The sequence below is a fragment of the Pinirhizobacter sp. genome, from assembly GCF_036499745.1.
In the GTDB taxonomy this organism is placed as follows: Bacteria; Pseudomonadota; Gammaproteobacteria; order Xanthomonadales; family Rhodanobacteraceae; genus Pinirhizobacter.
The window spans coordinates 1-13,800 of the sequence record NZ_DASYDG010000054.1 but is presented as its reverse complement, the minus strand read 5'-3'; the positions used below and the strand labels follow the sequence as shown (position 1 = coordinate 13,800).

Here is a 13,800-nt window from a genome sequence, read left to right as displayed (position 1 = left end):
TGGACAACCTGGCCACGCATCAGCTCATCACCAGCACGGTGACCTGAGCGGGCGTCAGCGACACGCCCACCATGTTGGGCAGCAGGCCGTTCTGGCCCACCAGTCCCAGCATGTGCGTGCACGGGATGCCGCCCATGAACACCTTGAAACTGCCCAGCAGGGAGCGGAACGGCCCCATGAACAGATGCGACACCACGCCGCCCTCCGCGCCCGGCTGGTCGCCATTGCTGATGACACCTACCGTGACCAGGTTCTCCGCCAGCCCACCGCCGACGATCACCTGGAACTGCGCAGGAATATCGGCAAAAGACAGCGCGATGTTGGGGAACGGCATTGGCGTGGGCACGCCCAGCACCGGCACGAAGCACACGTCCGGAAACGCCAGGTTGAGTACGCCGAGGTTGGTGTTGACGAACATTGATTTATCCCAGGCTGATGCGTTCGGCGTCGATCTTCGCGTCCTGGCGCGCGGTGATCATTACCTGCTCGCCATGCAGCCTCACGAACTGGCGCGCGTCCAGCAGGAACTGTTCCACCTGGCCGACGTAGGTCCGCGCGGTATGCACCAGCGACTCGGCGGCGCTGGCAAAAAGTTGCCGCGCGTTGAGCGAAAGGGTGCCCTGCACCGCCGTCACTTCCACATCGTTACCCGCACGCAATGCGATGCTGCGCGTGGCGGCGATGTCCACCTCCCCTTGCCGGATGGATACGGCGTCGGCGCCTGGTACCGCCAGGGTGGCCCGGCCGCCGTCCGCACGCGCGAGCACGTGCAGCACGAAGTACTCATCGCCTGCGACGCTGACCAGAAGCACGCGGTCGCCCGCTTGGGGGGTGACCAGGCAGGACACTGCCTGTCTGGCAGAGCGGCCATCGCCAAGGCGCCAGATATCGCCACCGGCAGCATCGTGGATGGTTGCCTCGAACCATGCGGGCGCGGCCTGGACCACGGCGGGTGCAACAGATTTCGATTGACGGGCAGCGAACATCACGGTGTCTCCAGGGCAAGGGCGCGGGCTTCGGCGGCGAGGCGTGGCAGTGACGTGCCGCGCAGGCGGTCGGTGCGCGCGGCGTGAAAATCGGCATCGACAAAGTGGGTGTTGTGGAAGCTGGCATGGTCCAGCCGCGTATGACCGAAACGGACACGTTCGCCGCGGGCGTGATCGAAGCGCGCATAAGCCAGCACAGCCTGATCGAAATCCACGTCGAGCAGCCGGGCGTGATCCCACACGCTGCCGGCGGCGTGCGCGCCGGCAAACGACACTCTTTGCAAGGCGGCGGATTGGAACAGCGCGCTCTCACAAGTGAGGCCGGCCGCGTCCACATCGCTCCATTGCGATTCAAGCAGCAAGGCGCTGTCCAGCCTTGCCTTGCGCAGGCTCGTGCGCGCCAGAACGGCCTTGTGCAGGTTGGCTTCGCGCAGGTCAGCGCCGTCGAGGCACGCGCCGGTGAAATCCGCGCTTTCCAGAAGGCACCGTTGCAGCACGAGACCTTGCAGGTCCATGCCGTCGAAATGGCTGCCCTGCAATACCGCCGCCTGCGCAACCAACCCGCGCACGTCGATGCTGCGAAAGTCCGCATCCGGGATCACTGCCTGCGCCAGGGTGGCGTGGTTCAGATCAAGGCCCGTCAGTTCACATTGCGTGACCGCCGTGCGGTGCAAGACCGCGTACGCGAATACCGCCTGGCGCAGATCGGCCTGGGTGAAGGCGGACAAGGCGATCTGGGCCTTTCTCCACACCGAGGCCGATAAGTCGGTCAACGCGAGTGCGCACTGCTGCAACGACGCGCCTTCCCAGCAGGAGCCTGCCAACCGGCAGCGCGTGAAGCTGCACCCTTCCAGTGCCGCCTCACCGAAATCCGCCTCGCGCAGGTCGCAGTCGACGAATGTCACGTGTTGCAGGCGACTGCCGCGCAAGCGCGCGCCACGCCAGGCCACCTGATTGAGGACCAGGTTGTCGAGCCTGCGCCCGCTGCCGTCGAGCGCACCCAGATCCACGCCATGGAGCGGCCGCCCAAGGCGCTGCAGGTGGGCGATGTCGTCCCAGCTGATCATGTCGGTGATCACGGCAGCGTCCTTCCCGGTTCCAGGCGTACGCCATCCAGCCGGGCCTGGTCGAAGCGCGCCTCCGCGCATTCGGCCTGCACGAAATTTGCCTCGCGCAGGTCAGCCTGGCGGAAGTCCGCGCGGCGGCACATGGCCTGGTAGAAGTCGGCCGCCTCCGCGTGGCAGCCGGTGAGTTCGCCGCCCATGAACAGCGAGCGATAGAACAAGGTTCGCTCAAGCACGGCGTGGTGCAGACGCGCGCCGCTGAAATCGCATTCCCGGAACTGCCCTTCGGCGAGATTCGCGTCGGCCAGGTTGGCGCCGCGCCAGCTGCTCCGGTCCGCGCGCACGCGCTGCAGGTCGGCGCGCGACCAGTCCGCACCGCCGCCACCCTGCACGCGGCTAAGCTCCGCACCGGCCCACTGGCTGTCGGTCAGGCGGCACTCCATCAATACGCTGCGGGAAAGCACGGCCTCGTGCCAGTCGCTGCCGGCGAAGCTTCCGCCCAGCGCCACCGTGCGTTGCCAGGCAGCGTGCGCCCAACGGCTGCCGTCAGCCTTGGCGTGCATCAGTACGCAGTCGGCCAGGGTGGCGTGTTCGAGATTGGCGCCTTCCAGCACGATGTTCGGCGCGATCCATTGCTCGAAGCGCGCACCGGCAAGATCGGCGCCGCGCCAGTCGGCTTCGCCGGCCTGCGTGCCGGAGAAACTGGCACCCCGGAACACCGCATCGTGCGCCCGGGTACTGGCGAGGTTGGCTCCGTCGAAACATGCCGAAGCGCAATTGGCCGCGTCCATCGTGGCGCAGGTGAGCGCCACCTCGCTGAGGTCGGCGCCGTCGAGCTGCGCGCCGCGCAGATCCGAAGCCTCCAGCAGCGCGCCACGCAGGTCCGCTCCGGAGAGCACGGCGCCGCGCAAGTCCGCTCCGGAGAGATCGCAGCCGTGCAGCGAACCGCCCTCACGTACGCGCAGCAACAACCACTGCCCGACGGCCGCGGCCACATCCGGCTGCAAGGGCAGCCCCGGCAGGTTCGGCTGCGGTGAAGCCAGCCTCCCCTTGCGTTGCAGTTCCTGAATCTGTTCCACCGCCACCGGCGCTACGCCGGCAAGGGTGCCGAACTCGTTCATCGCCGCATGGCGGCCTGCCGCGCGTGCGAGCGCCTGGTCGATAGTGATGGGGGCTGCCGGCGGTGATTCGGGCAACTGGGCCAGCTGCCCAGCGGCCTCGTCGCGCCGGGACTTCGCCTGCTCACGGGCCTGGCCGCCCAGGCGTTCGGCGGCATCGAGCATGCCGCCCAGGTCGAAATCGCCACGGCGGACCGCGGCTTCGCCGGGAGTGGGCAGTTCCACTGGCATCGGTTGCGCCGGTGGCGGTGGCGCAGGCATGCCTGTCGATGCCTCGAACTCCAACGCAAGGCCCGCTTCGCGTGCCTCTCTTGCAGCCAGGCGACGTGCCTGCTCGTCCTGCGCCTCTTCGTGCCGCGCGGCGCGGACATTGGCATCGGGCTCGGGTGTCAGCTGGGCCTCGTTGAAGACGTGGCGCGCGGCAGTATCGCGGTTGAGCCGCAGCGCGAGCACTTCACCGTAATGCGATAGCGGCCTGGGCGCATCGGCGGCGTGTTCATAGGCCACCATCAATGCTTCCACGTCCAGGGCAAGGCTGTCTTCCACCGCCATCTCGCCACGGTGGATGGTCACACCGAGCTCGGCATCGGGGAAGAACCACACCGTGTCGAAGGACAGCGCGATTTCTTCCGCCGCATCGGCGGGCTGGCCGGCGCGGTGAGCGAAAGCGCGTGGCCGAAACTCAGGCAGCTGACCCTCGATCACCGGCTGGCGTGGATGCATGCCTTCCAGGCGGTAAGGTTCGCCACCGACGAAGAAGTTGTCGATGCGCTGGTCCGGCGGCGCAGCATTGAAGAATTCCGCGTGCGTGTCGTCGGCCAGTCCTGGGTACGACTCGCTGCGCCAGCGCCGCCCATAGCTGCCGATCCATTGCCGCCGCGGCATCCAGCCCACGTCCAGCTGGCCATAGCCGGCCGGCGCATAGCGTCGGCCGGGCGCACGCACCAGCCGGCCCGGATCTTCGATGTTGGGCATGTCGCCGTGGTTGCGCCCGAACAACGCCGCCAGCCGGTTGCGCGTATAGCCACGCCCTTCCGGATTGGCCGGATGGCCCACACCGCCAAAGGCGCGGCTCCAGGTCAGCGGCATCTGCGTGAAGGGCAGCGGCTCGGTGACCTGGAACCAGGGCAGCATGCCGTACATCCACTGGCGGTCTCCGACCACGCGCAGCCGCTTGTCCATCGTCCCCACCACCAGGCGAACGGTTTGTTCGGTGACGGCCAGGCCGTGCGCAGCATGAGCGCTGCCGGCCAGAAGCACCTCGCCCCGCGCCTTGGGCATGAGTTCGTCCAGCGGGCGTCCCGGCGGCAGTGCCGACATCACCTTGCGCCATTGCAGGTTGTCGCGCAGCAACGCATCGGGCTTCCCGCCCAGCGCGAAGAAGCCCAGCGTCGCTACCAGCAGCCGGTCCCTGCCCTGCCAGCGGTAGGGACGGTGCATCAGGCCGAGGGTCATCGGTTTGACGATCTTCATGCGCGCCTCATACGTAGATGTAGACCACCGGGATCGATACGCTCAAGCCGACGATATCCAGCGATATGCGTGCGGCGGCAAGTGTCACCGAGGTGCCCACGCCGGTGATGTCCACCGAGGTGGACGAGCCATGGATGCCCACCCGCGTCTCATCGCCCGTCACGCTTACTTCGGTGCTGCTTCCGGTGACAGAGATTCCGGTGCTGCTTCCGGTGACATTGATGCGCGTGGTGCTGCCCACCACGCCCAAGTCGGTGCTGCTGCCGGTAAGCGACACACCCGTGCTGCTTCCGGTGACGTTGATGTTCGTACTCACGCCCGTGACGTTGGTCTGGCTGCTGATGCCTGTGACCGACGTCATCTCGCTGCTGCCGGTCGCCGATATCTGCTCGGAGATGCCGGTCACCGACGTGCTTTCGCTCATGCCCGTCACTGAGGTGTCGGTGCGCACGCCTGTCAGCGCCACCTGGGTGGCAAGGCCGGTGAGCGAGATGCCCGCGCTTAATCCGGTACTTGACAGCGAAGTGGTCATGCCCACGGTGTCCACTGAGTTGTTCATGCCGGTGGTGCTGATGCTGCTCTGCTCGGCGGTGGTCGTGAGGTTGTGCACCAGGTTCTGCGTGGTGATGCGCGTGGATACGCCCATGACCTCGTCCTGCGCGAAGGTATCGCCGCTAACCGTGCTGTAACTGGTGGTGGTGCCGATCGTGCTTTTGCTCCAGGTCTCGGCCGATTCCTGCGTGCTGTAAGTGCTGCCATAGGACTCCGAGCGGCTTAGCAAGCCATCGGCGCCATGCTCGGAGGTGGAATAGCTGTAGCTGGCACCCTGCGAATAGCTGGTATCCCGATACTGCCCACTCTCGTAGGTGCCGTTGACGATGCCTACGGCGCGGTCCAGGTCGTAGGCCGAGCGCAGCCCGAATCGAATGCTCTGCCCGTCGCCATAGCTGGTGGAGTAGTTGCTGCCGACATGCGTGTTTGCGGTCCAGCCCGAAGGCGTCACCACCAGGCTGCCGTTGGCGGCGACGATCTGCTGTACCTCGGGCAGTTCGGATTCGTCGCTGGCGCGTGTCACCAGCACCGTGACGCCGATTTCCGGCACCGTCGCCATGCTTGCCGACAGTTTTACCCACACCGGCCCGGACGGCGAGCCGGGACTGGAAAACTGCACGTATACGCCTTTGGCCATCAGGTTGGGCGGTGCCGCCTGCGTGTCACGCAGGCGGCTGGTGGCGGGATCGAAATTCGCCGGTTCGTAATAGCGCCAGTCGGTAGGTCCGCGGCCGGCCACGTCCACCACCTTGGCCAGGATGCCGCCCTGTTGCGTGTCCTGCACCGAGAAAGCGGTGAGCATCGCCGCGGCGTCCGTGGCCTCGAACTCGTTGGTGTAGCCACCGTCCGCGCTGGCCTTGTGCGTGACCTTGCCCAGTGCGAAGGGCTTGTTCTCCAGTGACGGACGCACCGGCGCTGGCGACACGCCCTGCGCCATGTCGCCGCGCAGCGTGAACTGGCAACCCACGTGGAACCCCGAACACGTGCTGGACCCGGAGAGCTGCCGCGCGGAGCCTGCCATGCTTGATGCGGTGGTGCGCACGTACTCGCGCACCGTGCCGCTGCTCATGCCGTACTGGTACGTGCGGTACTGGTTGAACGGCAGTTCCCCCGGATCGGCCGGGGTGAATGCGCTGAAGGTCTGGAAGGTCGGCACCGGATCTTCATCAGGGGCGTTCTCCTGGTGTACGAAACGACCGTTCACGCCCGTGCTGGTGAGCGACTGCTGGTAGCTGTACTGGAACACCACGTCGTCCTGCTGCATGCCCAGCTCGTCGATCGCGGTGAATGTATAGCGCAGCGGGCGGCTGAAGGCCTGCGGATAGGCCGGACGATTGGCAAACACCACCGTGTGTCCGTTGCCGGTGTGCTTGAAGTAGTAGTAGATGTGCGCCTTGGTCATCATGCGGCGGAGGAACTCGAAATCGCTTTCGCCTGCCTGCAGCCAGTCCTGCACGCGCGCCACCGCGATGTTGTCCTCGCCCGACACCGCATCGAGCGAATAGTCGATGTAATGCCTGCGCATGAGGTCTGCGATCACGTCGCGCACGCTCATCTGCGGGTGTACCGAGTAGCTGTTGGTGAGGTTCAGCCGCCACAACGCAGGCTTCATGCCTACGCGGTACACACCCGGCTCATCCATGGCGAAGGAGGTGATGATGCCGTTGTACAACGTCATCGAGGGTGCCGAACCGGTTTGCAACGCCTGCACGAAACGCGCGGCAGCATCCGGCGATTCATTGGTCATCGGACGATTCAGGCCAACCGTGACCGGCCGCCCGACCAGGGCATCGAAGTTCAGTGGCGGGTTGAGTTTCGGTGCGGTATTGCCGCGCAACTGCAACTGGAAGTCGAACGGCTCGGATACGGACTCCTGCCCCTCGAATGACAGCAGGCGGAAGGTCTCATCGCCCAGCCAGCGGTTGCTGGCCAGCGAAATGCCGCAATGCAAGTACAACAGCGGCGAGTCGGACTGGCCTGCATGCCCGATCGACCGGATGGCCGAGCGGCCGGCAGTGTCGGTGGGCAACGCGCTCATGCGGACTCCTGCAGGTCGTCGGCGCGGATCGTGAAGCGCACCATGCGTGGCCGGGCCGAGCCTCCACGAAGCCATCCGGTCTGGCCAAGCCGCAGGCCATGACCGCTACCGAAGCCCGCCAGGCGGCGCGGCCTGCCCAGCCACGCCGGCGGGATATCCGCGGGGTCCACTTCGATCGATACCACCGCATCGACGTGACGGTCGAACAGGTAGTGCACCATCGCCGCCAGTCCACGATAGCCGTCGCCGAAATGCGTGTGGTGCGCTCCGTCCGGCCGATGCGCACGGTCGGACAGCAACAAACACAGGCGCGCATACGACACCGGCCCGATGTGCAGGCCAACCGCCGCATGATTCACCCAGACGCTGCGCCCCAGCGGCGCACCGTCACCAAGCGTGCGATGCCCCAGAAGCGTGCGATCGCGTAGCTCGATGTCGCGCCACGCACCCACCAGTGCCTCCACTTTCACCGCCGCTTGCAGGTACACACGCAGCACGATCTGCGCTTGCGCCGCGCTCTTGCGCCCGCTCGCCACCAGGCCCGAGAGCGCCAGCAAGGCCCGCCGCGGCAACGGCACGCGGCGCGCCAGGATCGCCGCGCCCTCCCCTTCGAAGGCCGACAACCCCATCAGGGCGCCGGCCGCGTCCGCCAGGCGCGTGTCTTCCGGCTGTACCGCGTCGAAAGCCGGCACACTGGCCGCTTTCAGTTCGTAGCGAAGGGTGCTGAGCCGGTGGTTGAAGATGTCCAGGAACTCAGCCATCGCCGGATCGCGTTCGGCAAGGCGCTGGCGCGTCCATTCGGTAAAGCTGTCCGGCATCGGACCGAGCACGCCCGATAGCGCAAAATTGGCTACAAAAAGCTCAAGGCGCGGGTCTTTCGCCGCACCGGAGCGTTCCGCGCGCACGCGTCCTTGCGAGATTTCGCTGCCGGGGAATACCGGCGACATCTCGCCGCGGAAGCGCAGGCCTGCCGCCACTGCACGCGCGCCTTCCTTGCGCCCGGCGGCATTCGGCAGCGGCCACGATTGCAGGCGTACCCACTGGAAGAAGTCGAAGGTGGCCGGGCGCCGCAGTAGCCGCTGGGCTAGAGGCTCACCTGTGCGCCAGTCAGGGGTGGCCATGACTTGAGCTCTCCTCGGCGGTTGGAAGATTCCAGGATCAGTTCGATAACGGTGTTGACCTCCGCATAGAGGGCCAGGAAGCGGTGCAGCACGCTGCCGAACAACACGGCACTGCCGCCCTCGAAGTGGCCGAGGTCGACCTGCAGGCGCACCTGCAGGCAATCGACGAAGCCGCGCCATGTCTCCCGACGCGGCATGCGTTTCTGGATCCGGCGCGTGGACATCGCGCGCAGCCCGTCAATCTGCCGGTAGCCGGTAAGGCTGGCCGGCCCCACATGCAGCCGCAGCATGTTCTTGAGCACCGGCGGCCCGCGCTGGCCATCGATCAGTGACAGATGGTTCAGGCATAGCTGCGATACCAGAGCCCATGGCCGCTCGCCGACCATCTGCGGCGGCTGGTTGGGCGTGGGCTTGCAAGCCACGCGCAGCGAGGTCACGGGACCTGCACCTTCCAGGTACAGCACGGTGTCCACCAGAAGCTGCGATGGCAGTCTTCGATTGGTGCACAGCGCGGTACCGCCGATCATCTCTTCAGCCGGCAGCACCGGATCGAACTCCGGATCAAGGAAGGACACGAACGTCTCGGTGCCATGCACCGCGCCGGTCTGGTTGACCTCGCGGCGGGTAGCATAGAAGTAGTCGATCTTGTCCAGCCGTTGCATCTCATCGAGCGCGAAGTACGGCGCGATCGGCCGCGGGCTGCGATCCGGGCGAATCGAAACCAGCTCCTCCAGGCTGTAGATCTCGCAGTAGCGATGGTTCTGCTCATCGGCGACCAGGCGGTATTCGTACTGGTTCTGGTCCAGCACGAATGGCTCGATGCGCTGCGGGAACAGATTGACCAGCGGAAGGCAATTGAGCCTTAGCAGGTGGCGGTCGTAGTAGTGGTCTTTCGATGGCGGTACGTCGAGCAGGAACAGCAGGTCGAACTCCCTGTCCACGCCGGACAGGTCCATGCCGGCCACCTCGAAGAACAGGAACTTCTGCGGAAACGCAAAATATTCCTGCAGCAGGCGGTAACCCGGGTGGGTCAGCGGATTGGCCCCCAGTACCGCTTCGTCGTCGTCGAATCCACGCCAGCGCAACTGCCCGGCATCGAGGTAACGCAGTTCACCGGTGCTGCGGACGCGCACGGCCATCCGCACCAGGTGCGTCGCCAGGGCGTCGTACAGCGCAAAGGCATGCTTGTGGTCGACATGGATGCAGAAGCGCAACCAGGGCATCTTCATCGCATGCACCGGCTCTTTGCCCATGCACTGGATGGTGGCGCTCAGGATGGAAGCGGTACGGGTATCGGCCGGGTCCAGCGGATAGGCGTTGGCCGCCATCGCCTCCACATGGGTCACCTTCAATGGCCACAGCGGCGTGTCATAGCAGGTACGGAAACGGCAACGTACCTGCTGGCCGAATTCATTGGTGGCCAGTGCATAGACATAGCGGCCACGCTCAAGCGTCGCGCCGTGCGCGAAATTTGCGCCGTCCGGACGCACCTCGATCTCGCCTACCACCATCGAGGGTAGCGGCGCCTCCAGGTGCGGGTACAACAGACCCAGCAGCGCATTGGGCAGCACGGCCTGGTCGGTTTCCAGCTGGTAGCGCAGCCGGCTTGCCATCCAGGCGAAGGACTGCACCAGCATTTCAACGTGCGGATCGCTGCTGCGGCCGCCACTGAGTTCAAGCGCCTTGGCAATGGCCGGGAACGACGCACCGAAATCTGTCGCCTCGCCGCGCAGCGATGCCAGTTCCTGCTCGAACCACATCTTCAGGCGGGGCGTGTCGGCATTCATGCCATGTCGTCCGGGCGAGGCAGTTCGAAGCGGAACGTGCTTGGCTCGCCCTCGACCTGGACGCTGCCGTGCACCACCAGTGCGTAGGGCCGGAGGGACTTGCCGGTCACCAGCCATTCCAGCCGGGGCGCGCGCAGGCGCGGTTCGAAACGGACGATCGCCGCCAGCAGGCGCGCGCCGTAATGTTCATGATCGACGAACCCTATCCCGCTATCCACGATCGGCGGCATGCCGAAGTCGCACACGCGCGCACCGTGCGCCGCCACGTAGGGGCGGCCTTCGACGATGCGCTGGATCTGCGCCGCCACCGCCGCGATCGGATCGAACGGCGGCGCCCGACCCATGTCCGGCTCGCTGCGGTTGACCAGCCGCTCCATCAGGAATTGCATACTGCTTACTCCCCCGCGTGCGACGTTCGGCTATCGACCGCTTCAGGTGGTGAACTGACCGATCGGACGATTGCGTGCGATAGACCAGCCAGATGCCAGGTTGCCCGAGGTATTCATATCGGCTTCCTGCACCGTGTAGGTCCACAGGATCTCGGTGAAATTGAGCTTGAACTGCTCGGTTGGCATGTCTTCGGGATTGGACTGGAACTGGATCTCGCTGATGATCGCGTCACGCAATTCGATGGTCAGGATGTTGGCCGTCTTCTCGCCGGAATTCCGCGCGATGTATATCTTGGTCGGGTTCTTGTCGCCCTTGCCAAGTGGCATGGCGCGCAGGCAGTACTCGTAAAACTTCACCGAGGTCTTGTCCACGTACTTCACGCAGGTGAACTCGGTGATGATCGGGCGGCCTGAGGTTCGCGCCGAGTTGCTCACGTCGGTGGTGATCTGCTGCTTCATGCCCTGGTGCACGGACACCAGCTCCAGGCATTGCCCGAGCTTGAGCACCTCGTCGCGCCACTGGTCATCGATAAGGCTGCCGCCGCCCTTCCAGCCGTTGGGGCCGCCGAAGATCGATGAATCGCCGGGCTGCAAGAGAATGAGGTCCATGGTCGCTCCTGGTTGAGATCGGGGGCCGCGCTCGCGGTATCAGCCCGCGGGCAGATCCGCCACCAGGCGAATCGACGTGGTGAGTTCTTCCAGCTGGAAGTGCGGCTTGATGAAAACCGTGGCCTTGTACGAACCGGGCGAGCCGGGCACGTCGGTCACGGTGATCTGCGCCGCGCGCAACGGATAGCTGGCTTTCACCTCCTGCGAGGCGTTGTCGTCCAGCAAAACGTATTGCGCGATCCAGGTGTTGAGGTAGGCCTCGATGTTGCCGCGGGTGAGGAACGCGCCGATCTTTTTGCGCATGATCACCTTGATGTAGTGCGCGAAGCGCGATGCGGCCAGGATGTAGGGCAGCATCGCGGACAGCTTGGCGTTCGCGTTGGCTTCGTCACTGATGTACTGGCGTGGCAGGTTGGCGGTCTGCCCGCCGAAGAACGCCGCCTGCCCGGTACCCTTGCAGTTGCACAGAGCGATGAAGCCCAGGTCATTGAGTTCCTTCTCGCGGCGGTCGGTGATCGATACTTCGGTCGGGCAAATCATGTTTGCCAGGTCTGCGTCGTCGCGATACGTGAACACCGGCAGCCCATCGACCAGGCCGCCTCCTTCCACACCACGGATGGCCGCCGTCCAGTGGTACAGCGCGAAGGAGTGCGTGACGCGCTCTGCCAGCGCGTAGGCAGCATTGCCCCACAGGAAGGCGTTGTGGTCCGGACCGTCGGGGCCGGTCACCGTCTCTTCGTAGCGCAGGCCCTCTGCCGGACGCGCGTCCTTACCGTAGGGCAGTCGCAACAGGATGTGCGGCAAGGCCAGCGCCACATAGCGCGAGTCCTCGCTACCACGGAACTCCATCCACTGCGCCAGTTCCGGTGACTCGAACAGCTGGCTCAGGTCGCGCGGCTTGGCCAGCTTGTCGAAGCTGTCCAGACCGAACAGGCCCGGCGCCGCCGCTGCAAGGAAAGGCGCGTGCGCGGACGCGGCGATCCGGGTCAGGTTCGTCAGCAGCGACATGCTGGCCGGCGAATGGTCGAACTCGTAGCCGCCCAGCAGCAGGCTGTACGGTGAACCGCCATAGGTACCGAACTCGGCCTCGTAGATCATCTTGAAGATGCAGCTCTGGTCGAAATCGGCCGCTTTCTCCAGTTCCTTGCGCAGGTCATCCATGCTCGCGTTGAGCACGCGCAGCTTCAGCAGCCGGCCGCTTTCGGTTCGCGACACCACGTAGTAAAGACCGCGCCAGGTCGCCTCGAGGTCCTTGAAGGATTTGGTATGCAGGATCGCATCAAGCTGCCGGCCGATCTGCACGTCGATACCGCCGGCGCGCTCATCCATCAGACCGTTGGCACCCAGCGCCACCTGGGAGAGATCCTTGTTGCCCAGCGGCACCAGGATCTCGTTGGTGAAGCGCCCGGAGAGGCGGCGCGCCTTGCTCAGCGGATCGATCGACAGGAATGCCTGCTGCCGCTCGGCCACCTGTGCCGCCTGGCGTTTGGCCAGTTCATCCGTCGCGGCCGCCTGCGCTTGCGCGGCGAGTGCCGCGGCGTCGGCGTCGTTCTTGTCCTTATTTGCCTTGACCACGGCGGCATTGGCGTCGGCGATTGCCTGGTCGCCCTTGGCCTTGCCCGCTGCGTCCTGCGCCTTGCCGAGCGCGGCGGCCGCATCGATGGCTGCCTTTTGCGCGGCGGCCAGTGCGTCGGCCGCCGCCTTGGCGGCCGTCGCGCCGGTGGCTGCCGCTGCCGCCGCGGCGTCCGCAGCCTGCCTGGCGGCCGCGGCGGCCTGGGCGTTGCCGGCCATCTGTGCAGCCAGCAAGCTCACCAACGCCCCGGGGACTTCGGTGCCGGTGGCGTTTGCGGGCGGATTGTCCTGGGCGTCGATCTTGCTGGCGACCCAGGTGTCCGGCGATATATCGGTGAATGCCCCCTTCAAGGCGCCGATGGCGCCACCATCGAGCGTGGCGTGATCGAGCAATGCGCCCAGGGCATCATTGCATTCAGCCATCGACTGCAGCGATCGGAGGTCCGCGCGTGCATCGTAGCGCTGGCGCAGGCTTGGAACGGCATTGACGATCGCCAGCGGCTCGAAATCCGCCAGCGCCTTGAAATGCAGTTCGCCTGTGAGGGTCTTGCCTTCACCAGCGACCGTGTTCGCGATGCCGTTCAACGTGATCATCGGCGAACTGTCGGCCAATATCTTGTCGAACGACTCGGTATCGATGTCGTGCATGCGCCGGTCCTTCAGCGCCGGTAACAGGCTGGCGTCCAGCTCGCCCGACAGGTTGGCGAACATGCCCACGATGAAAGCCAGTTCGACTTTCTCGCTCGATCCGCCCGTCTCCACGTCGTACGTGATACGCACGCGCGGCGGCCGCACACGCAATAGCTTCTGTTGGATGCTCTCGACAGTCATGTACCGGCCTCGTCTCAGTGAGCGGCTGCAAGGTTCCTGCGCTTCGAACGCTGCCGCACGCGTTGCACAGATACCTAATCAAAAGGCGTGCCAACGTTGCTAAACGGCGGTATGGCGCGGTTCCGGCACGCAAAGGGAGCGAAGCTGAAAGATTCATCGTGTGGTTTTTCACACACTCGATCGTGTCGCTCGAAACGCCAGCGCGAATGCAAATGCTTGAATGGATGGAACGGTTGGCACTCAGCAATCGGGTGAGAAAA

11 protein-coding genes are annotated in these 13,800 nt (G+C 65.4%); all 11 read right to left on the bottom strand.

The genetic code is table 11. The annotated features are described in order from the left end of the window. Positions 1–19: 19 nt before the first annotated feature. The gene (locus VGM61_RS17785) at positions 20–418 is read right to left on the bottom strand and encodes a DUF4150 domain-containing protein (protein ID WP_331524237.1); all 399 of its coding nucleotides are present in this window, start codon (positions 416–418) and stop codon (positions 20–22) included. 4 nt (positions 419–422) lie between these two features. Then, a complete protein-coding gene (locus VGM61_RS17780; RefSeq protein WP_331524236.1) occupies positions 423–986 on the bottom strand; it encodes a DUF3540 domain-containing protein in 564 nt (187 codons plus the stop codon). Then, positions 986–2,065 carry a pentapeptide repeat-containing protein gene (locus VGM61_RS17775; RefSeq protein ID WP_331524235.1) on the bottom strand — a complete coding sequence of 360 codons (1,080 nt, stop codon included), beginning with the start codon at positions 2,063–2,065 and terminating at the stop codon, positions 986–988. Before VGM61_RS17775 ends, VGM61_RS17780 begins: the two co-directional genes overlap by 1 nt. Next, positions 2,062–4,641: a DUF2169 domain-containing protein gene (locus tag VGM61_RS17770; protein ID WP_331524234.1), complete on the bottom strand. Its 2,580-nt coding sequence runs from the start codon at positions 4,639–4,641 to the stop codon at positions 2,062–2,064. The genes VGM61_RS17775 and VGM61_RS17770 overlap by 4 nt, the downstream gene beginning before the upstream one ends. Before the next feature lie 7 nt (positions 4,642–4,648). Then, the gene (locus VGM61_RS17765; RefSeq protein WP_331524233.1) at positions 4,649–7,231 is read right to left on the bottom strand and encodes a contractile injection system protein, VgrG/Pvc8 family; all 2,583 of its coding nucleotides are present in this window, start codon (positions 7,229–7,231) and stop codon (positions 4,649–4,651) included. Beyond that, positions 7,228–8,352 carry a type VI secretion system baseplate subunit TssG gene (gene tssG, locus VGM61_RS17760; protein WP_331524232.1) on the bottom strand — a complete coding sequence of 375 codons (1,125 nt, stop codon included), beginning with the start codon at positions 8,350–8,352 and terminating at the stop codon, positions 7,228–7,230. The genes VGM61_RS17765 and tssG overlap by 4 nt, the downstream gene beginning before the upstream one ends. Beyond that, entirely contained in the window at positions 8,316–10,139 is a 1,824-nt protein-coding gene (gene tssF / locus VGM61_RS17755; RefSeq protein WP_331524231.1) for a type VI secretion system baseplate subunit TssF, read from the bottom strand. Before tssF ends, tssG begins: the two co-directional genes overlap by 37 nt. Then, positions 10,136–10,528, bottom strand: a complete 393-nt coding sequence (locus VGM61_RS17750; RefSeq protein WP_331524230.1) for a hypothetical protein — start codon at positions 10,526–10,528, stop codon at positions 10,136–10,138. Before VGM61_RS17750 ends, tssF begins: the two co-directional genes overlap by 4 nt. Before the next feature lie 42 nt (positions 10,529–10,570). Then, positions 10,571–11,137 (bottom strand): type VI secretion system tube protein Hcp, encoded by a 567-nt coding sequence (locus VGM61_RS17745; protein WP_331524228.1) that lies wholly within the window; start codon positions 11,135–11,137, stop codon positions 10,571–10,573. Positions 11,138–11,176: 39 nt separating this feature from the next. Next, positions 11,177–13,540, bottom strand: coding sequence for a type VI secretion system contractile sheath large subunit (gene tssC / locus VGM61_RS17740; RefSeq protein WP_331524227.1), 2,364 nt, complete (start codon positions 13,538–13,540; stop codon positions 11,177–11,179). 74 nt (positions 13,541–13,614) lie between these two features. Continuing rightward, positions 13,615–13,800 (bottom strand): hypothetical protein (locus VGM61_RS17735; protein WP_331524226.1); only part of this gene is annotated, 186 nt, incomplete at its 5' end.